The 20,121-nt window shown below is 41.3% G+C and carries 19 protein-coding genes; 3 read left to right on the top strand and 16 right to left on the bottom strand.

The annotated features are described in order from the left end of the window. Positions 1-48 precede the first annotated feature (48 nt). Positions 49-4,353, bottom strand: coding sequence for a DNA-directed RNA polymerase subunit beta' (gene rpoC / locus H0W62_12350; protein ID MBA3649320.1), 4,305 nt, complete (start codon positions 4,351-4,353; stop codon positions 49-51). A gap of 327 nt (positions 4,354-4,680) precedes the next feature. Between rpoC and H0W62_12345 the strand changes: the two genes are divergently transcribed. Both H0W62_12345 and H0W62_12340 read left to right on the top strand, forming a co-directional pair. Then, positions 4,681-7,296, top strand: a complete 2,616-nt coding sequence (locus tag H0W62_12345; GenBank protein ID MBA3649319.1) for a glucosidase — start codon at positions 4,681-4,683, stop codon at positions 7,294-7,296. A 270-nt stretch (positions 7,297-7,566) separates the two neighbouring features. Continuing rightward, a complete protein-coding gene (locus H0W62_12340; GenBank protein ID MBA3649318.1) occupies positions 7,567-9,003 on the top strand; it encodes a hypothetical protein in 1,437 nt (478 codons plus the stop codon). Between the two features lie 162 nt (positions 9,004-9,165). Here H0W62_12340 and H0W62_12335 read toward each other — a convergent pair whose 3' ends face one another. The 4 genes from H0W62_12335 to H0W62_12320 form a co-directional block, all read right to left on the bottom strand. Next, complete coding sequence (locus H0W62_12335) at positions 9,166-9,600, bottom strand: T9SS type A sorting domain-containing protein (protein MBA3649317.1); 435 nt, start codon at positions 9,598-9,600, stop codon at positions 9,166-9,168. Continuing rightward, on the bottom strand, positions 9,597-10,463 hold the full coding sequence (locus H0W62_12330) for a hypothetical protein (GenBank protein MBA3649316.1): 867 nt from the start codon (positions 10,461-10,463) through the stop codon (positions 9,597-9,599). The genes H0W62_12335 and H0W62_12330 overlap by 4 nt, the downstream gene beginning before the upstream one ends. Positions 10,464-10,541: 78 nt before the next feature. Next, complete coding sequence (locus H0W62_12325; GenBank protein ID MBA3649315.1) at positions 10,542-11,315, bottom strand: T9SS type A sorting domain-containing protein; 774 nt, start codon at positions 11,313-11,315, stop codon at positions 10,542-10,544. A gap of 90 nt (positions 11,316-11,405) precedes the next feature. After that, positions 11,406-11,819: a hypothetical protein gene (locus H0W62_12320; GenBank protein MBA3649314.1), complete on the bottom strand. Its 414-nt coding sequence runs from the start codon at positions 11,817-11,819 to the stop codon at positions 11,406-11,408. 40 nt (positions 11,820-11,859) lie between these two features. Here H0W62_12320 and H0W62_12315 point away from each other — a divergent pair, with 40 nt between their 5' ends. Then, positions 11,860-12,078, top strand: coding sequence for a hypothetical protein (locus tag H0W62_12315; protein ID MBA3649313.1), 219 nt, complete (start codon positions 11,860-11,862; stop codon positions 12,076-12,078). A 200-nt stretch (positions 12,079-12,278) separates the two neighbouring features. On the opposite strand, the gene H0W62_12310 is transcribed toward H0W62_12315, so the two are convergent. The 11 genes from H0W62_12310 to H0W62_12260 form a co-directional block, all read right to left on the bottom strand. After that, positions 12,279-12,470, bottom strand: coding sequence for a hypothetical protein (locus H0W62_12310; protein MBA3649312.1), 192 nt, complete (start codon positions 12,468-12,470; stop codon positions 12,279-12,281). Beyond that, positions 12,460-12,735 carry a BrnT family toxin gene (locus H0W62_12305; protein MBA3649311.1) on the bottom strand — a complete coding sequence of 92 codons (276 nt, stop codon included), beginning with the start codon at positions 12,733-12,735 and terminating at the stop codon, positions 12,460-12,462. Before H0W62_12305 ends, H0W62_12310 begins: the two co-directional genes overlap by 11 nt. A gap of 67 nt (positions 12,736-12,802) precedes the next feature. Then, entirely contained in the window at positions 12,803-13,123 is a 321-nt protein-coding gene (gene nuoK / locus H0W62_12300; GenBank protein MBA3649310.1) for an NADH-quinone oxidoreductase subunit NuoK, read from the bottom strand. Positions 13,124-13,214: 91 nt separating this feature from the next. Then, a complete protein-coding gene (locus tag H0W62_12295; GenBank protein ID MBA3649309.1) occupies positions 13,215-13,808 on the bottom strand; it encodes an NADH-quinone oxidoreductase subunit J in 594 nt (197 codons plus the stop codon). Between the two features lie 14 nt (positions 13,809-13,822). Further along, complete coding sequence (locus H0W62_12290) at positions 13,823-14,365, bottom strand: NADH-quinone oxidoreductase subunit I (protein MBA3649308.1); 543 nt, start codon at positions 14,363-14,365, stop codon at positions 13,823-13,825. Positions 14,366-14,420: 55 nt separating this feature from the next. Next, positions 14,421-15,458: an NADH-quinone oxidoreductase subunit NuoH gene (gene nuoH, locus H0W62_12285; protein MBA3649307.1), complete on the bottom strand. Its 1,038-nt coding sequence runs from the start codon at positions 15,456-15,458 to the stop codon at positions 14,421-14,423. 103 nt (positions 15,459-15,561) lie between these two features. Next, on the bottom strand, positions 15,562-16,551 hold the full coding sequence (locus H0W62_12280; GenBank protein MBA3649306.1) for a (2Fe-2S)-binding protein: 990 nt from the start codon (positions 16,549-16,551) through the stop codon (positions 15,562-15,564). 148 nt (positions 16,552-16,699) lie between these two features. Beyond that, positions 16,700-16,945: a four helix bundle protein gene (locus H0W62_12275; GenBank protein MBA3649305.1), complete on the bottom strand. Its 246-nt coding sequence runs from the start codon at positions 16,943-16,945 to the stop codon at positions 16,700-16,702. After that, positions 16,932-18,287: an NADH-quinone oxidoreductase subunit NuoF gene (gene nuoF, locus H0W62_12270; GenBank protein ID MBA3649304.1), complete on the bottom strand. Its 1,356-nt coding sequence runs from the start codon at positions 18,285-18,287 to the stop codon at positions 16,932-16,934. The genes H0W62_12275 and nuoF overlap by 14 nt, the downstream gene beginning before the upstream one ends. 5 nt (positions 18,288-18,292) lie before the next feature. Continuing rightward, a complete protein-coding gene (locus H0W62_12265) occupies positions 18,293-18,820 on the bottom strand; it encodes an NAD(P)H-dependent oxidoreductase subunit E (protein MBA3649303.1) in 528 nt (175 codons plus the stop codon). A gap of 50 nt (positions 18,821-18,870) precedes the next feature. Then, positions 18,871-20,094, bottom strand: coding sequence for an NADH-quinone oxidoreductase subunit D (locus H0W62_12260; protein MBA3649302.1), 1,224 nt, complete (start codon positions 20,092-20,094; stop codon positions 18,871-18,873). Positions 20,095-20,121 lie beyond the last annotated feature (27 nt).

Raw genomic sequence — 20,121 nt, 5'->3', positions numbered from 1 at the left:
CCGCCCCAGCTTCCGGGACGGCTTTTACTTAATACATTATGTCCGCTATTATTCTTCCAGGCTTGGAACCTCACCGATCAGCTCCCGTTTGGAAGCAATGAGTTTTTCATATTCTTCCTGTGAACCCACCACGATATTTTCGTACTCCCGCATTCCCGTACCAGCCGGAATAAGATGACCAATAATTACATTTTCCTTTAATCCTCCTAACGGATCAATTTTAGCATTGATCGATGCAGAACTCAACACCTTAGTAGTTTCCTGGAAGGAAGCTGCCGAAATCCAGCTCGCCGTTCCAAGAGAAGCACGTGTAATACCCATAAGCAGGGGACTTGATGTGGCAGACATGGCATCTCTGAATTGGACGATCTTTCTATCGCTTCGCTTTAATTGTGAATTTTCTTCTCTGATCTGACGAAGGGTAACAATTTGTCCTACTTTGAGGGTTGCTGAATCGCCCGCTTCAGTAATCACTTTCTTATCATAAATATTTTCATTCTCCACTAAAAACTCAAACTTATCTGCGCCTTCACCTTCCAGGAATATGGTATCACCCGGATCTTCAATATGTACCTTACGCATCATCTGGCGCACAATGGTTTCAATATGCTTATCATTTATTTTCACTCCCTGCAGGCGATAAACCTCCTGGATCTCATTAACCATATATTCCTGCACTGCATTGGGGCCTTTAATAGCCAAAATATCGTTAGGGGTTATAGCGCCTTCTGATAGTGGCTGTCCTGCTCTTACGTAATCCCCTTCAGCAATTAAAAACAGCTTTGAAAGAGGAACCAGGTACTTCCGTTGATCACCATCTTTTGATTCAATAATTATTTCACGATTTCCACGCTTTACGGCACCAAAGCTCACTACGCCATCTATTTCAGAAACTACCGCAGGATTTGATGGATTACGTGCTTCGAACAATTCTGTTACCCGCGGTAAACCTCCTGTAATATCACCTCTTAATTTTGCAAGTGTTCTTGGAATCTTAACGAGAATCATTCCTCCTTCCACACCCTCCCCGTCATCAACATTGATATGTGAACCTACCGGAATATTATAAGATTTTATTTCCTTGTTTTTAGAAACCACTTTAATAGTAGGAATTTTTGTTTTATCCCGGGTTTCGATAATTACTTTTTCTTTATGGCCCGTTTGCTCATCCATCTCTTCACGGAAAGTAATTCCCTCGATTATATTTTCAAACTCTATAATCCCCCTATATTCTGAAAGGATGATGGCATTGTATGGATCCCATGTACAAATGGCCTGTCCTTTTTGAATCTTATCTCCTTCCTTAACATTTAAATACGCGCCGTATGGAACGTGATTCGTAATAAGTGTTCTTCCGCTTTTAGGGTCTTCTATCCGAACTTCACCTGCCCGCCCAATGGTTACAGTCACCTTAGTATCGGCCGAAGCACTCGTATAAGTTGCTGTTCTTAAATCTTCAAATTTTACTACTCCATCAAATTTAGATCGCAGCTCCGATTCAGTAGCCATGCCTGAAGCAGCGCCTCCTGTATGGAAAGTTCTTAAGGTTAACTGTGTTCCAGGTTCTCCGATAGACTGTGCAGCAATGATCCCTACCGCATCCCCAAACTCTGCGGTACGCCCGGTTGCCAGGTTTCTTCCGTAACATTTTACGCAAACTCCCTTCTTCGATTCGCACGTTAGCACGGAGCGAATTTCCACTGTTTCTATCGCGGTATTTTCAATTTTCGAAGCAATTTCCTCATTAATGTCGTCCCCGGCTTTTACAATTATTTCATCTGTAAGCGGATCTATAATTTCGTATAAGCTGACCCTGCCGATAATACGATCATAAAGCGGTTCCACAACTTCATCATTGTCTTTCAAAGCCGAAATTGGGATACCCCGCAATGTGCCGCAATCATCTTCCGTAATTACAACATCCTGTGCTACGTCAACCAAACGACGCGTCAAATAACCAGCATCCGCTGTTTTTAATGCGGTATCTGCCAAACCTTTGCGGGCACCGTGAGTAGAGATAAAGTATTCCAATACGCTCAAGCCTTCTTTAAGGTTTGCAAGTATGGGGTTTTCAATCAATTCTCCACCCGAGCTTCCTGACTTACGCGGCTTTTGCATAAGACCCCTTATGCCTCCCAACTGACGTACCTGCTCTTTAGAGCCACGTGCGCCCGAATGCAGCATCATGTACACTGAATTAAAGCCCTGCTTGTCATGCTCGAGCATCTTATTCAAGGTTTCTGAAATACGGTTATTTGCCCGGGTCCAGATATCAATCACCTGGTTATAACGCTCATTATTGGTAATGAACCCCATGTTATAATTAGAAATAACATCATCCACCTCTCTTTGAGCTGAGTCCAGCAATTCCTGTTTATTATCCGGGATAATAAGATCAGAAAGATTGAAAGAAAGCCCGCCTTTGAATGCCATCGTAAATCCAAGGTGCTTTATATCATCAAGGAACTTCGCAGTTCGCGGAATATCCGTTAATGTTATAATATCACCGATCACTTCACGCAAGGCTTTCTTGGTTAGCAACAGATTTATGAATCCCGCTTCTTCAGGAACCATTTCATTAAATAAAACCCGGCCTACAGTTGTTTCAATAATCTTATCCACCAACTGCCCGTTTTCCAGAACTGCGGTCCTCACTTTAATGAAAGCATGCAGATCAATCTTGCCTTCATTATAGGCTATGATTACTTCTTCGGAAGAATAAAAAACCTTACCTTCTCCCTTAACCTTATTATCAGCATCGGTTCTTCTACCTTTCGTAGTATAATACAAGCCCAAAACCATGTCCTGTGAAGGAAGGGTGATGGGCGAGCCATTCTGCGGATTCAAAATATTATGTGCTGAAAGCATCAGTAACTGCGCTTCCAGTACCGCAGCATTACTTAAAGGAACATGAACTGCCATCTGATCACCGTCAAAGTCTGCATTAAAGGCACCACACACAAGCGGGTGCAGATGGATGGCTTTACCTTCAATGAGCTTAGGCTGGAATGCCTGTATGGAAAGCCGGTGCAAAGTAGGTGCCCTGTTTAACATTACAGGATGTCCTTTAAGGATGTTTTCAAGGATGTCCCATATTACCGGTTCTTTTCTGTCAACTAACTTCTTGGCGCTTTTTACGGTTTTTACAATACCTCTCTCAATCAGTTTGCGGATGATAAAAGGCTTGAATAATTCGGCAGCCATATCTTTCGGTAAGCCACATTCATGCAATTTCAATTCAGGCCCTACTACAATTACAGAACGCCCTGAATAATCCACGCGTTTACCGAGCAGGTTTTGACGGAACCGGCCTTGTTTGCCTTTCAATACATCACTTAAAGATTTTAATGCGCGTCCGCCCTCTGCCTTTACAGCATTTGATTTGCGGGAATTATCGAAAAGAGAATCTACCGCTTCCTGCAACATTCTTTTTTCATTCCTGAGAATTACATCGGGAGCTTTTATTTCAATTAATCGCTTTAAACGGTTATTACGGATAATAACCCGCCTGTAAAGATCATTGAGATCAGAAGAGGCAAAACGACCACCATCCAGAGGAACAAGGGGACGCAATTCGGGAGGAACAACAGGAAGATACTGCACTACCATCCATTCAGGGCGATTGGTAGTTCTGTCATTTGCTTCACGAAAAGATTCCACTACGCCAAGCCGTTTAAGGGCTTCTGCTTTACGCTGCTGTGAAGTTTCATTAGCCGCCTGATGGCGTAACTGATAAGAAAGGTTGTTCAGATCAGTACGTGCCAATAAATCGCGCACTGCATCGGCACCCATCTTCGCAACAAACTTATTCGGATCCATATCATCCAGGTGCTGATTATCCTTAGGTAGTTGATCGAGCACTTCCAAATATTCTTCTTCAGTCAGAAGATCCAGATACTGTTTATCATCGCGCACACCGGGTTGAATCACCACGTACCTTTCGTAATAGACAATGGTCTCCAGCTTCTTTGAAGACAAGCCGAGCAGATAACCAATCTTATTTGGGAGGGATTTAAAATACCAGATATGAACAACGGGCACTACCAGCTTAATATGTCCCATGCGCTCGCGGCGCACTTTCTTTTCTGTAACTTCTACACCGCAGCGGTCACAAACAATTCCTTTATATCTTATGCGCTTATATTTTCCGCAGTAACATTCATAATCCTTTACAGGCCCAAAGATCCTTTCACAAAACAATCCGTCGCGCTCGGGCTTGTAAGTGCGGTAATTTATAGTTTCAGGCTTTAATACTTCGCCATATGATCGCTCCAGTATGGAATCCGGAGATGCCAATGCAAGAGTAATCCTGGTAAAGTTGGGTTTAATCTTAAGGTCTTTTTTGAAAGGCATATATTTGAATTATCAGTTATAATTAACAGTCAATAGAAGAGGTAAGAATCGGATAATTGGAAAATACATTCCTGCTACCTGCACTACAGATATCAGAGTTATATTCAGTATAAAAAATGGAAAAGGAAAAACGAATAAAAACCAATTTTGGAAAATACCTCGGGTTTTAACGAACGGCAAAGATAATATTCTTTCCTGAAAGTGAAAAATATGCTCTTAAATTATAGCTGTAGTGTCACTAAGGAACAGGCTACTTTACCATCGGAGGCAATTTGTGACAATTTTATGATTAAAATTATGCCTGGATCAGAAACTTTATATTGAAATATGGCTGCAGAAAAGTTGCGTATCGATCATCGGGAATGGAGGAAATGGGGACCGTATCTATCTAACCGTCAATGGGGAACCGTTAGAGAAGACTATAGCCCCCATGGCACCGCCTGGGATTATACCACCCACGATATTGCAAGATCGAAAGCTTATCGCTGGGGAGAAGAAGGTATTGCAGGGTTTTGCGATCGCAAGCAGTTTCTATGTTTTGGCGTTGCACTTTGGAATAAAAAAGACCCAATTATTAAAGAACGGTTCTTTGGACTAAATGCTAAAGAAGGCAACCATGGCGAAGACGTGAAGGAGTATTATTATTTTCTGGATAATACCCCTTCCCATTCTTACATGAAGATGCTTTACAAGTATCCACAGGATCCATATCCATATGAATTATTAATCCGGGAAAACCAGAGGCTAACTAAGCTTGACCCCGAATTTGAATTGATAGATACGGGAATCTTCAATGAAAATAAATACTTCGATGTCTTTATTGAATATGCAAAACAAGCTGCCGAAGACATTTTAATTACCATAAAAGTCACTAACCGTGGTAAAGAGGATGCGCCCTTGAATGTATTGCCTACTATATGGTTTCGCAATACATGGTCATGGGGTTATGATGAAAACAAGCCTCTTTTATCCTCTTTACAAAAAGGCTCTATTAACATAGCGCATCAAAAGCTTGGAAACTATTTTCTGTATTTCGACAATGAACCTTCTCTTCTTTTTTGTAATAATGATTCGAACATGCAGCGGTTATACGGTGTACAAAACGATCCTGGCTTCTTTAAAGACGGAATCAATAATTATCTGATCCATAATGATGCGGTGGCGGTAAATCCAAAAATGGAGGGCACAAAGGCTGCCGCTAATTACGACTTTATAATACCTGCAGAAAGCTCAAAGACCATACGGTTACGGTTATCATCAGAACAACTGCAAAATCCATTCAGAGATTTTGATGAAATACTTTTGATGAGGGTGAAAGAGGCGGATGAATTTTATGCTGAAGTGCAGAAAGGCATACATTCCGAAGACGAAAAAATGATTCAGCGGCAAGCCTTTGCAGGAATGCTCTGGAACAAGCAATTCTATTTTTATGATGTAAACCTATGGCTTAAAGGCGATCCGGCTCAGCCACCGCCGCCTGCTGAGAGAAAGCAGGGCCGCAATTATGAATGGATGCACCTGAACAATTCGGATGTTATCAGCATGCCGGATAACTGGGAATTTCCATGGTATGCCGCCTGGGACCTTGCCTTCCATTGCATCACCTTGTCACTTATTGATGCAGCTTTTGCGAAAGATCAGCTCATCATGCTCACCCGCGAATGGTACATGCATCCGAATGGACAGTTGCCCGCCTATGAGTGGGCACTTGGAGATGTGAACCCGCCGGTGCATGCTTATGCCAGCTGGCGGGTATATAAAATTGATCAGAAGAATAATGATGGGAAAGGTGATATCGAATTCCTGGAATCCATTTTTCACAAGCTGCTTTTAAATTTCACCTGGTGGGTGAACCGAAAGGATAATAATGACAATAATATTTTCCAGGGCGGATTTCTGGGGCTGGATAACATCGGGGTTTTTGACAGGGATGCAAAACTGCCAAACGGCAGTTTTATTGAGCAATCAGATGGCACCAGCTGGATGGCGATGTTTTCACTCAACATGATGCGTATTGCCCTGGAACTTTCGAAAACAAACCCGGTGTACGAGGATATGGCTTCGAAATTTTTTGAGCATTTTCTCTATATCGCCTGCGCTATGGAGAGCATGGGTGAAAACGGGTTATGGGATGATGAAGACCAGTTCTTTTATGATGCCTTAAGGATGACCGATCACACCGGAATGAAGTTAAAGGTCCGGTCCATGGTGGGATTGATTCCTTTGTTTGCAATAGAGGTGCTCGATCATGAGGTCTTTCGCGACCAGAAGGAATTTTCTAAAAGGCTGAACTGGTTCCTCAACTACAGGCCTGATCTCGCCTCGCTTGTTTCAAGGTGGAATGAAAAAGGTATCGATGAAAAGCATCTGCTGTCACTGCTGCGGGGCCACCGATTAAAGAAGATTCTTAAGCGCATGCTGGACGAAAGCGAATTTCTATCGGACTATGGTGTGCGTGCGCTTAGTAAATATCACCAGGATCATCCCTATGAAATTCATTTCAACGGCGTTAATTTCAGTGTGAAATATACTCCCGGCGAGGGCGATACACAGCTATTTGGCGGTAACAGTAACTGGCGAGGACCGATATGGATGCCTGCAAATTTTCTCATCATCGAATCCCTGGAACGGTTTCATTATTACTATGGCCCTGACTTTAAAATAGAGTACCCGACCAATTCCGGAAACCACTTATCACTCCAGGAAATTGCCAACGAGCTGAGCCAGCGGCTGTTAAAAATTTTCCGAAGGGATGAAAAAAATAACCGGCCGTTTTTTGGCGATTGTGAAAAGATGCAGCGCGATCCGCACTTTAATAATTATATCTTATTTCATGAATATTTCCATGGAGATACGGGGCGCGGCTGCGGCGCCTCACACCAGACTGGCTGGACAGGGTTAATCGCAAAACTATTAATGCCGAAAGTGGAGGAGAAAAAATAATGAAAAGAAAGCTTTTTCTATTTTCATATTGGTTACTCTTTGCTGAAATTGGGTTAGCTCAAATAGGACAAATGTTTGGGAATTAGCAGGAAATCCATTTCAAACTGAACATTATTGTGGAATTGATTTTAGTAGAGGGGTGGCAGATACCTTTAGTTTACAGAGAAAAATGGAATTTTTTATAACAGATGCTTCAATATGTGACACATCAGGTAATCTTCTTTTTTATACTAACGGGCAGTATATTGCTAATAGAATCATGATACACTTTTGAATAGTAAAGATTTTAATCCTGGTTATTATACGGATGTTTATTATTCATCTGGCCTTGGATTTGAGCAAGGAGCTATTGTCCTGCCTGATCTTTCGTATGGTAATATTTATGATGTTATTTATCTTACTGCAGACTCAGCAACTGGCGAACCTTCTCATTTGAGTTTAAGTAAAATAGATATGAATTTAGATAATGGATTAGGAGGAATTTTACCTGGAGTAAAAAATATCCATCTAGTAGATGACACAATTCTTACAGGTCGACTCACCGCATGTAAGAATTCAAATGGAAAAGATTGGTGGATAATTACTCATGAATTTTCTACCGCCCGGTATTACACTTTTCTAATCACTTCCGATTCTATAATTGGGCCATATAGTCAAAAGATTGGCCAAACAATTAAAAATGATGTCGATGGTCAATCTGCTTTTTCGCCGAATGGCAGTAAATATGCAACTATTAGTCCTTATGACGGAAAGCTTGATATTTTTGATTTTGACCGCTGTACTGGCTTATTCAGTAGTCCTATATCTTATCACATGCCTCTCACACCAAGTAACTTTTGGGCGGAATTATCCTTTTCACCCGATGGTCGTTTTTTATATGTCGGGTCATTACTGCAAATTTTTCAATTTGATCTTATTGCATCTAACGTAATTAATTCCAAAGTTTTGGTTGCCGAATGGAAAACATTTTATTCACCTTTTTCGACCTGGTTTTACATTATGCAGCAAGCCTTAGATAACAAAATCTATTTGTGCACTTGGGGCGCAGATAGTGTCTTGCACGTTATTGATAAACCAGACTCATTAGACATTGCATGTAATGTGCTACAAAACTATATTAAGCTTCCTGTAGATAATGCTACCATACCTAATTTTCCCAACTATGATCTCGGCCTTCTTGGCAATTACTTAGCCGATGCAGGGGCAAATGATACCATCAACAAAGGTCAAAGCATACAGCTTGGTATCCCACCGGTTACAGGAGTAATGTATCTGTGGCATTCAGATTCCACTTTAAGCGATACCGCCGTTGCACAGCCTATTGCATCACCGGATACCACTACCACGTATTACCTTACCGTCACAGACACTTCCACTTACAGCAGTTGTAATGTGAGAGAAGATACCGTAACCGTGTTTGTGGATATTGCTGATGCAGTGCATATGCCGAAACCACAAAACCAGGGTTCATTTAGAGTTTCACCAAATCCGGTTTCAACCTGGCTTAATATTATTTATCAAACGAATGATGATGGCATTTTTGAGCTGTATGATGCATTTGGTAAACGTGCTGCTGCCGTTAGCTTATACCACTATTTCAAAAGCCGTATGCTCGATGTAAGTGCGCTACCTGATGGAGTGTATGAATGGAGCGTCACGCAGAGAAATGAGCGGGTGGCGGAGGGAAAGGTGGCGGTAGTGAGGTAATACCATAAAGACGCACCGATTTAACCACATAGCATTATAGTACAACTGCTGGCAGAGTTAGAATTATAATCAACAACGGTTGAAAAAATCCAGAAAGATGGAACATCCTTGCCACGGACAAAACGCATAGTTTAGTAACTGACTTAATAGTTGTGATATATACTATCGCTGCACCATTACATTTTGACTGATTTGCTGAGCCACCGACTGAAGTGTCATCAAATACATCCCATTTGAAAGATCACTGACATCTACTGTTTTGATTTTTAAAGATGGGGGAAGTGCATATGACTTTATTCTTTTACCGTATTGGTTAATAATTAATAGTTGGCTTTCTTCACTAATATTAAAACTAACGGTAGCAAGATTACTCGCCGGATTAGGAAAGATTGTAAATGATAGTGGTAATATTTTGTCATTAGAGAATGTTGGATAATCTAAATAAGCAATATCATTTAGAGAATCTTTTAAATTAGAAAAATCTCCACAGAGGTATAAATTTCCATTAAAATTCTGATAGGAAACTATTAATCCTGCTGGACCCCAGTTCAAATTACTCCAAACAGAGCCGTCCCATACCATAACTCCATCATTCATAATACCTGAGACGTACAATTTACCAAATGAACTAAAAAGAGTTCGGACAGATTCTGTTGGTGTATAGTTAGTGTATCCCATCTATTATCAGACCAGGTAGCAAGACTATGGCATTTTAAATTTCCAGCTTTTTTAAATTCACCTCCAACGATCAGTTCATTTTCAAAAGTGTCTAAAGCAATAACATAAGCTGCAAATTCATCTCCCGGAATAACAACACCTTTTTCCATTGGATACCATGCATATCCATTCCACCGTGCAATATTTTTTGCAGTACTATCTCCGGCTTTTTCAAATCTTCCACCTGCAATCAAATCACCATTATAATCGTGAAGTGCTTTAACATTGGGATCTGCTCTTTCACTAATTCCTTTTCCTACAGGGAGCCATTTTTCATTATTAGCATATTTTGCAATATGGTTTACCTGGGTATCATCATTTCCAGAAAGACCATAAGAGGTTGTAAAATAACCACCGGCGTAAAGCGTGTCTTTATAAACTTTAAGACATTTAACAATATTATTAAAAGCTCCTAAAATCTCGAAGTTGCTGTCTTGAACTAAGATTACCCACCCATTATCCAAGGCTGCATAAATTTGCCCTTTATAATACAGTAAATCATTTACCTGATCCGGCATTTCAGGAGCAACATGCCATTCTATGCCATCCCAAATTGCTAAATTATGAACAAGAAGTCCTCCGGCGCGCGTAAAATCACCTCCTACATATAATAAGTTTGATTGAGAATCAACACTTAAAGCAAGTGCAGCTGCATTAAGCCCCTCACCAAGTGGCCGCCACACCTGTGCGGAAGTTTGAAAAGTAAAAAACTGTAGTAAAAAGTAAAGCAGCGTTCTTTTCATTCAGAAATTTAATATCAGTCCTAAGACCGTAATATAGATCAGAAGTTTAATGGAAGAAAATAGGAGTAAAGCTATTAGCTATTCCTTTACCACTTTTCCCGTCTTCAAAATATTTCCTCTTTCATCCTTAATGTTTATAAGATACATTCCTTTTGGAAGGCTTGAAATATCAAAGGAAGCGTTATCAGAAAACTGCCGCTGCCTCAACACAACTTGGCCAAATAGGTTTAAAATGGTGATGGTTGCTTTGTGGATGTTTGGTGCTTCAATATGTAGTTGATCGATGGCGGGGTTGGGATAGAATTTTATGGTCCGGTTATTCGTGATCGATGGTGAAGAAGTAGCTATTGCATTTTCAAGCCGCGCAATATGGTTGGCATCTACATCGCCTGCGCTTGTAAAAATTCCTCCAACATATAAATCATTATCAAAGAAGTTCATGCAAAGTACCGGATTGATTTCACCAAAATCTAAATCTGACCACTCACTACCATTCCAGTATGCAACTCTATTGGCAGCACACTTACCACTTCTATTCATCCCAAACCATCCGCAGGCATACACACCATGCTTTCCATCTGCAAACAAATCCACCACTTCGTCACATAATCCATCCATAGGATGCCATGTTACTCCGTCCCATTGCGCTACGTAATTTTTCCCACAAGCCGTGTCTCCACCCGAAGATTTGCGGGTGAGCGTGGGACACGGCGGTTGTAAGAAAGTATTGACTATACCTCCGGTAGGAACCTTTTCATCTCGTACGCCAGCTCCTAACGGTGACCAAACCTGAGCATAGACCATTTGAAAAGCAAAAAATTGAAACAGGAAGAAAAGTATTGTTGTCTTCATCTATAAATTTACCCTCAAGCCGTGTCTCCACCCGAAGATTTGCGGGTGAGCGTGGGACACTGCGGTTGTAAGATCATTAATTCGTCCTGTTTAACACTGTTCTCCATGTAAAATCTCACTATAATGAACAACTGGAAACATGCAAGGCTTATTCAGTTCGTAAAATGCCGCACTTGAATGAGGGTAAAACACAAAATCCCTCACTAAGCTCCACCTGCCGCTTACAGGATTGTGATGTATGTAATCGATCTTTTGAATCAGCATCTTTTCGTTATAAATTAATCTTGCATCGAATGACGGTTCAAATACCTGGTGCAGCTTTCCTCTTTTCTTATCACCGGGTTTCACAGTACCAGAAAGTTCAGCAATAATTCCATCGCGGTGGCTTTTCTTCAACCTGCCTACTATTCCATAAGCGATAAAGCGCTTTCCATTGCTTACCAGCACATTTAGGTTTGCATTAGCCCGTGGAGCAGCTATTATAAAATGCACATGATTAGACATAATGACATATGCGATAATCTTATAACTCTTACCCTGAGCAATGCAAAACCACTTATACACCTCGTCGTACGACCGGGTTATCTCAAAGAGGTTTATCCAATTGCAACAGGTGAAAGTGCAGAAATACATTTCACCCGGAAAATTATGGGGTGTTTTTATAGACATCAATGAAAGATACGATAAGCAACATCGCCGTGTCCCACGCATACCCGCAAAGGCAATCTGGTGGAGACACGGCTTGGGACTAAAAAAGGATTAATTGATGTAATCCTGATTGAATGATAGTTTTATTGGATTACAAATCCAATATTACCTGGCCGGGATTGCAAATTGCGACCAGCAGTTGACTATGCAGGTGAAAAAGATTAATTGAGATAATTCAAATTGGATGATGTTTTTTAGATTGGATTACAATCCACCATTATTTGGTCGGGATTGCAAATCCCGACCGGCTGTAACTCAATTCACCCTGGTCATCTCTTCAACGTATCGTTTCCGAAACTCTCTCTTAAGTTTTTTTATTACCTGTTCATGCTTTTTCTGAAGTCCAAATGCCTCCTTTGCAGTTACCGGGTGTTCAAAATCAAACAGTTTATTCAAGTCTCCTTTATATTCAGGAAGTGAAATCACTTTTCTTTTTTTAGAATCCATAGTAAACTTTTTTTTCTTTTTTATTCGAAGGTCTTGCACTTATCGGTCTAATAAAATTTTCATTTCTGAAAGTGAAAATTACGGAAAGCAAACGATTTTCATTGCTCATTCCTATACACGCAAAACGAAGTTCATTATCAGTATTAATTCTACTTAAGAAAATTTTTCGATCATTATCCAACCAAATACTTTCTGTTTCACCAACAGGGACACCATGCTTTTTCCAACTCTTCTCAATATTCCCTTCATCCCATTGAAATTTCATATGTTTGGCATGAAATAAAAGAATTTGCTTTCGCTGATAACAAATAAGAGTTCAGATCAAAAAGCATTCAACCCTTCATCCGGCTCATTTCATTAATATCTACCGAATGCGTATTCCTGTAGATCATCGTGATAATAGCAAGCCCTACTGCTACTTCGGCCGCTGCTACTGCCATAATGAAAAAAACAAAGATCTGTCCTGCCGGGTCGTGATGGTATGCTGAAAAAGTAACAAGCAGCAGGTTCACTGCATTCAGCATCAGCTCTATGCTCATAAAAATGATGATCGTATTCCGGCGGGTGATAACTCCAACTACTCCTATTACAAATAATACCGTTGTCAGCCAGACAAAGTGTTCTATTGGGACCGTTCTGAATATTTCAGGCATCTTTTAAATCAGTAAATTTCTAGACGTGACCTACATCCTTCGTCAAGCTCAGGATGCCAGGCGCAAATATTTTTTTTTAATTAATTTGAACCTACCGGTGTATAACTTCTCTTGTTTTTTGACTATTACTACTATTACTACTATTATCTCTTTTATAACTTATTTCTTCGTGACCTATAGTTTGGGAAGAGCTGTCCCGCTTTCCCAGCAACACGGCGCCAACCATCGAAACCAGGAACAGAACAGATGCTACCTCAAAAGGTAAAATGTAATCGGTATACAGCACCTTACCCAGTGTTTGAATAGTACCTATCTGACTAATGCCGGATTGATGCATCACAGATAAATGCGCCTGCTTTAATGCCGCACCAAGAATCAGTAAGAGCATGGCTCCTGTAATTATACCAGCAAAAATAAAGGGCTTGGGCTTTTTCGGCTCTGCATCTGCATTCAGGTTCATCATCATAAGCACGTATAAAAACAATACCATGATTGCACCGGCATATACTATCAGGTTTACGATGCCGATGAAAGGCGCATCCAGCAAAAGAATATAGTTGGCAGAAATCCCGAAAAAGGTAAGCACGAGATAAAGTACACTGTGGATAGGGTTTCTTGCTGTTACCACCATGATGGCAAAAAATATGGTAATAAAGGATAAAAAATAAAAGGAGGAGGTGAGCATAAGCTGGTAAATATTTAAAGATTCGCCTCTGCGAGCGTCCTCACAACAGGAGGAACAATTTCTTCCCGCTTAAAGCCTTCTACCAAACGATCTTTTCCATAAATAAAATCATTACGATCGAAGTTTGCAGGTGCAAAGGTTGTTTCTAAAAAAACTGCTTCTTTCGGACAGGCATCTTCGCAAAAACCACAGAAGATGCAACGAAGCATATTGATCTCATACTTCACTGCGAACTTCTCTTCACGATAAAGGTTTTCTTCTCCCTGTCTCCGTTCTCCGGCCTCCATAGTAATGGCTTCGGCAGGACAAGCAAGCGCACACAAGCCGCAAGCGGTGCAGCGCTCTGCACCATTTTCATCACGCTTCAGTACATGCAGGCCACGGTATACCGGCGGCACCGACCGCATTTCTTCCGGGTATTGAATGGTGGCCTTTTTTTTAAAAAAATGTTTCAGTGTAATTCCGAGCCCCTGTGTGATGGCAGGCAGGTACAGCCGCTCTGCCAGCGTCAGTTTCTTTTGCTCGAGCACCTTACGTTTACTGGTTAATGGTTGCATTATTCAATTGTTACTTTGTTCTCATTTATTCTGCGTAAACAAAATCTGCGCGCTGTTAATTCCTAAAAAATAAAAGCCCTGCTGCAGTGGCAACAATCCAGAAAATCCCAAGCGGTATTAAACCTTTCCAGCCCAGATTCATTAACTGGTCGTAACGAAACCTGGGTATGGTCCACCGCACCCACATAAAGAAAAAGATGAAAAAGAAAATCTTCATAAAAAGAAAACCCGTTCCAATAATCGTTACCAGGTTTTGTGATCCGGTAGCTTGCAGCAGATTGTCCATGAAAGGAAAATTATAGCCACCAAAATATAAAGTGCTCATTACAGCTCCCGAGATAAACATGTTTATATATTCCGAAAAGAGATAGAAACCAAGTTTCATAGAACTGTATTCGGTATGAAAACCGCCAACCAGCTCCGTTTCACATTCAGGAAGGTCAAAGGGAGTTCTATTTGTTTCCGCGAAGGCGCAAATAAGAAAAATCAGGAAGCCAACGGGCTGATAAAAGATATTCCAGTGGAAGCCATGCTGCTGCTGAACAATCTGATGAAGACTAAGTGTGCCGGTAGTCATTATGAGCGCAATAATGGCAAGACCCATACTGAGCTCATAACTGATAATTTGGGAGGAAGCCCTGATTGCACCCATCAGTGAAAACTTATTATTCGAAGCCCAGCCGCCAATCATGATTCCATAAATTCCTATAGAAACTACTGCGAATATGTACAGGATGCCGATGTCGAGATCGACAATCTGCAGGGCATAGCTTTTGTTATTAAAGGAAATCATACCGCCCCAGGGAATTACAACACCAGTCATCAGGGCTGCGATCATGGCCACGCAAGGGCCCATTACAAATAGAAACTTATTGGAAGCAATAGGGATAAATTCTTCCTTGGTGAACATTTTTAATCCGTCTGCCAGAGGCTGAAAAATACCTCCCGGACCTGCACGGTTCGGACCAAGGCGATCCTGCATGAAGGCCGCTACTTTTCTTTCAGCGAACGTGGAATACAATGCTATAAGCATTGTTACTCCAAAAAGAATGACTATTAAAACAACAGTAGGGATCAAACTAAAAAAATCCATTACAGATACTTATAATTCATGTTTGCAAGTGTCTTCCCCCTTACACTGGATTGTCACCCTGAGTGTGCCGAAGGGGTAATTGGTGAATTTGATATTTCAACATTTATGTCACTCCTTCAAAGGTATCCCATTTTGCATTTTCATTTTTAGAATACAATTCATCCGGCAATTCAACGGATTCTTTAGCATATTTATTAGCTGTAATAACCGACCATTTTTCAAATTCCCGCGGGCCTTCCACAGTCCAGTCTTTTACATCGTAATGATCCCAGCGGCATTCATTGCAAATAAATTCGCGTACTTCTCCATATTCATCCTTTCTGGCAGTTACCCGATAAATTTCATCACCCCGCATCCACAATACCACCTTTCCGGTGCACCTGGGACAATTACGATGGGCGCTCATCGGGTTTAAAAACCATACCCGGTTTCTGAAACGGAAATGCCGGTCAGTAAGTGCACCGACAGGACAAACATCAATCACGTTTCCAGAGAAATCATTTTCAACCGCTTTTTGAATGTAGGTCGAAATTTCAGAAGCTTCTCCGCGCCACAATATTCCGTGTACTCTTTCATCTGTAAGCTGATCGGCCACCATAGTACACCGGTAACACAGGATGCACCGGGTCATGTGCAGCTTAATGTGCGGCCCGATATCAATGGGATCAAATTCCCTGCGGTGAAATTCGCTTCTGGTTTTCTGTAAGCCATGCTCGAAGGCAAAGTTCTGCAGATCGCATTCACCAGCCTGGTCACAAATGGGGCAATCAAGGGGATGGTTAATAAGAAGCATCTCAACAATACCACGCCTCGCTTCAATCACTTCCGGAGAAGTAATGTTTTGAACTACCATACCATCCTGGGCTGGGGTGCAACACGAGGCTACTAATTTTGGCATTGGCCTGGGATCTTTGGATGATCCCTGTGCAACTTTCACCAGGCATGCACGGCACTTTCCGCCACTACCCTTTAATGAAGTGTAGTAGCACATTGCAGGAGGAACAATCTCACCACCGATCTTACGGGCAGCGTTTAAAATGGTGGTTCCTTCCTCTACTTCAACCGTTCGGGTGTCTATAGTGATTTTGATCATCTTTTACAAAATTAAGCACTAAGCTAAAAGCCAAAAGTTAAGCTGCCTCGTTTTTCGTAATTGCAATAACACGGGCAGCAATAATTTTAGAAAGCTCATTGGTTTCATTAACGAGAACTTCAACTATTTCATTTTTCATGCCAGCACATCACGTAATAGACATAACCAGATATTTAGTTTCCTTAACTGATCTTAAAGCAATTCGATAATATTTCATTATCTCCCATTCGGGTTTCCATGATCTACCTTCTGCTCTGTTCGCTCGGATTGATGTTGAAGATCGCAGTAGTTGCCGGAAAAGCGGCTCATTCATACGTTTTGTCCAATCCTGTTCCCTTAAATATTTAATTACTCTTACTGCGAATCTATAAGCACGATACTTAATATCTTCCACGCTTTTGGCTTAAAACTTCTTCTTTGATTCCATAATTCCTTTTCTGACATTCTTCGGGATTTAAAACATGCCATTCAAATTCGTCTTTGAAATGTCGGATAGCCGAAGCTACAGGCCATGCTGCAGCATCACCGAGCGGACAAATAGTATTACCCTCTATTTTTCTCTGAACATCCCACAACAAATCGATATCACTCAATTGCCCATGACCAAATTCTAATTTGTGGAGAATACGCTCCATCCAACCTGTTCCTTCACGGCACGGAGAACACTGACCGCAGCTTTCATGGTGATAAAACCTTGTGAAATTCCAGGTGTTGCGCACTATACACTGGTCTTCATCATACACTATAAATCCTCCCGAACCCAGCATAGTACCGGTAATGAAGCCTCCATCGCTCATCGATTCATAGCTCATCAATCTTTTTTCTCCTGCTGCAGTTTTTAAAATTAATTCTGAGGGAAGAATTGGAACTGAAGAACCGCCGGCAACTACAGCTTTCATCTTTTTTCCATTTGCGATTCCGCCGCAGTATTCATCTGAAAAAATAAATTCTTCAACAGTAAGACCGAATTCGATCTCATACACACCGGGCTTATTTATATTTCCGCACGAAGAGATTAATTTGGTTCCTGTACTTTTCGGAGTGCCGGTTTTAGCATATTCTTCGCCTCCCATTTGAATAATACAAGGCACCGTTGCAATACTTTCCACATTATTCACCACAGTTGGCATTCCATACAAGCCAAAAACTGCAGGAAAAGGTGGCTTGATCCGGGGAAGTCCGCGCTTGCCTTCGAGAGACTCGAGCAGCGCTGTTTCTTCACCACAAATGTATGCGCCGGCACCGGGATGGACTACAATCTCCAGGTTGTATCCTTTCCCCAAAATATTCTGTCCTAGGAAACCAGCCTGTTTTGCTTCTGCAATTGCCTGTTCCAATATTTTGATGATCCACCGGAATTCCCCGCGGATATAAATAAAAGAGAGGTTCGCTTCCAGGGCAAAACTTGATATGATCATTCCTTCAATCAGCATATGAGGAATGCGCTCCATGAGGAAGCGGTCTTTAAAAGTGCCGGGTTCGCTTTCATCGGCGTTACATACCAGATATTTTGGCCGACCTGATTTTTTATCGAGGAAGCTCCACTTCATTCCTGTAGGAAATCCTGCACCTCCTCTTCCTCGTAACCCTGATTTTTTAACTTCTTCTATAACATCAGCCGGAGCCATTTCTTTCAAAGCTTTTTCAACAGAAGCATAGCCGCCATTGGCTTTATATACTTCAAAAGTGTTTATTCCAGGTACATCTATCTTATCGAGAAGAAATTTTTTTGCCATTGCAATTAATTGTTTGCTGCTGCTCTATTTCTAAGCTCTTCGAGCAACCGATCAACCTTTTCTTCAGAATCTAAAAACTCATGAAAATGTTCACCGCATTGCAGCATTGGCGCGTATCCGCATGCAGCAAGGCATTCCACTCTTTTTAAAGTAAATAATCCATCCGCTGTTGTTTCGCCAACCTCGATTCCTAATTTATTCTTCAGCGTATCGATCAGTTTTTCTGCTCCGCGAATTTCACAAGGACCGGTATGACAAATTTCAAGCAAAAATCTTCCAACGGGCTTCAGGTTATACATAGAATAAAAGGTTGCCACTTCATATACCTCTATCGGTTGAATTTTTAATAAGCCGGCAACGTAATCCATTACTTCAGCGCTTAACCAATTCCCAAACTCATCCTGCGCCAAATGAAGGATTGGAAGGATGGCAGATTTCTGTTTTCCTTCAGGATAACGGCCAATTATTTCATTAGCATGCTGCAGTGCCTGAGAAGAAAACTCCTGCTTTTGTCCTGTTTTTATTGAAAGCATTGTAAGGAAAAAGGTTTGTATGCTAAGCGTTGACTTGCAAATGTTTTTAATTAAGCGTCGAGTTCACCGGCTATCACGTTCAGGCTGCTTAAAGTAACGATGGCATCAGAAAGCAGCTGGCCCTTAATCATTTCTGTATAAGCCTGGTAAAAAATAAAGCAAGGGCGGCGAAAATGCAGCCGGTATGGTGTTCGTCCGCCTTCACTGATCAGGTAAAATCCTAATTCTCCATTTCCTCCTTCTACAGCATGGTATATTTCACCGCGGGGAGCATCTATTTCACCCATTACTATTTTAAAATGATATATCAGCGCTTCCATATTGTGATACACCTCTTCTTTATCGGGTAGATAATATTGAGGTACATCGGCATGAAAGGAGGTCTTATCTTCAAGCTGATCCAGCTTTTGCAATGCCTGGTTTATAATATTAAGTGATTGCCACATCTCCTCATTACGAACCAGGAAACGGTCGTAAGTATCCCCTTTCGTCCCCACAGGCACTGTGAAATCAAAATCTTCATAAGAGGAATAAGGATTCATTACACGAACATCATAATCAATTCCCGCAGCACGAAGATTCGGGCCGGTAAAACCGTAATTGAGAGCACGCTCGGCGCTGATCGGTCCCGCATCAACCGTACGCTCTATAAATATCCTGTTCCTGGTAAAAAGGTTTTCAAACTCCTTTAATGCTTTTGGATATTCCCTTAAAAAAATTTCCAGCTTGCGAAAAGCAATGTCATTAAAATCGCGTTCGAATCCACCTACTCTACCAATGTTAGTAGTTAATCGCGCCCCGCAAACTTCTTCCCATATTTCATAAATTTTTTCCCTGAACTGCATCAGGTATAAAAATCCCGAATAAGCACCTGTGTCGACTCCCAGTATAGAATTACAGATCAGGTGATCCCCTATGCGGGCTAATTCCATAATTATTACACGGAGGTAATCTACCCGTTTCGGAGTTTTAATGCCAAGCAGTTTTTCTACTGTCAAATGCCAGCCTATGTTGTTAATTGGCGAAGAGCAATAATTGAGTCGATCTGTAAGCGGGGTAATCTGGTAATAGGGACGGTGCTCTGCAATTTTTTCAAACGCCCGATGGATATAACCGATGGTGGAATACCCACTCACAATCCGTTCCCCATCCATTTCAATTACGTTTTGAAATACCCCGTGCGTTGCAGGATGAGTAGGTCCCAAATTGAGGGTGACCGTTTCTTTTTCAAGATCCTGATCTGGTAATTGTATGTGCTCTTTCTCTCTGTTCACTTTTAAATTCCTATCTGATTTATCTTC

The organism is Chitinophagales bacterium (assembly GCA_013816805.1).
Classification (GTDB): Bacteria; Bacteroidota; Bacteroidia; order Chitinophagales; family UBA10324; genus MGR-bin340.
Note: the sequence above shows the minus strand (reverse complement) of the source record. Positions and strands in the feature narration are given on the sequence as shown.

Bases quoted from the DNA above. Each gene is read 5' to 3' on its own strand.
- H0W62_12320 (MBA3649314.1), bottom strand. From the start codon at position 11,819: ATGTCTAATCATGTGCATTTTATAATAGCTGCTCCACGGGCTAATGCA.
- rpoC (MBA3649320.1), bottom strand. From the start codon at position 4,353: ATGCCTTTCAAAAAAGACCTTAAGATTAAACCCAACTTTACCAGGATT.
- H0W62_12345 (MBA3649319.1), top strand. From the start codon at position 4,681: ATGGCTGCAGAAAAGTTGCGTATCGATCATCGGGAATGGAGGAAATGG.
- H0W62_12290 (MBA3649308.1), bottom strand. From the start codon at position 14,365: ATGCAACCATTAACCAGTAAACGTAAGGTGCTCGAGCAAAAGAAACTG.
- H0W62_12330 (MBA3649316.1), bottom strand. From the start codon at position 10,463: ATGAAAAGAACGCTGCTTTACTTTTTACTACAGTTTTTTACTTTTCAA.
- H0W62_12315 (MBA3649313.1), top strand. From the start codon at position 11,860: ATGCAAAACCACTTATACACCTCGTCGTACGACCGGGTTATCTCAAAG.
- H0W62_12305 (MBA3649311.1), bottom strand. From the start codon at position 12,735: ATGAAATTTCAATGGGATGAAGGGAATATTGAGAAGAGTTGGAAAAAG.
- H0W62_12325 (MBA3649315.1), bottom strand. From the start codon at position 11,315: ATGAAGACAACAATACTTTTCTTCCTGTTTCAATTTTTTGCTTTTCAA.
- H0W62_12335 (MBA3649317.1), bottom strand. From the start codon at position 9,600: ATGAATGATGGAGTTATGGTATGGGACGGCTCTGTTTGGAGTAATTTG.
- H0W62_12280 (MBA3649306.1), bottom strand. From the start codon at position 16,551: ATGATCAAAATCACTATAGACACCCGAACGGTTGAAGTAGAGGAAGGA.
- nuoH (MBA3649307.1), bottom strand. From the start codon at position 15,458: ATGGATTTTTTTAGTTTGATCCCTACTGTTGTTTTAATAGTCATTCTT.
- nuoF (MBA3649304.1), bottom strand. From the start codon at position 18,287: ATGGCAAAAAAATTTCTTCTCGATAAGATAGATGTACCTGGAATAAAC.
- H0W62_12295 (MBA3649309.1), bottom strand. From the start codon at position 13,808: ATGCTCACCTCCTCCTTTTATTTTTTATCCTTTATTACCATATTTTTT.
- H0W62_12265 (MBA3649303.1), bottom strand. From the start codon at position 18,820: ATGCTTTCAATAAAAACAGGACAAAAGCAGGAGTTTTCTTCTCAGGCA.
- nuoK (MBA3649310.1), bottom strand. From the start codon at position 13,123: ATGCCTGAAATATTCAGAACGGTCCCAATAGAACACTTTGTCTGGCTG.
- H0W62_12310 (MBA3649312.1), bottom strand. From the start codon at position 12,470: ATGGATTCTAAAAAAAGAAAAGTGATTTCACTTCCTGAATATAAAGGA.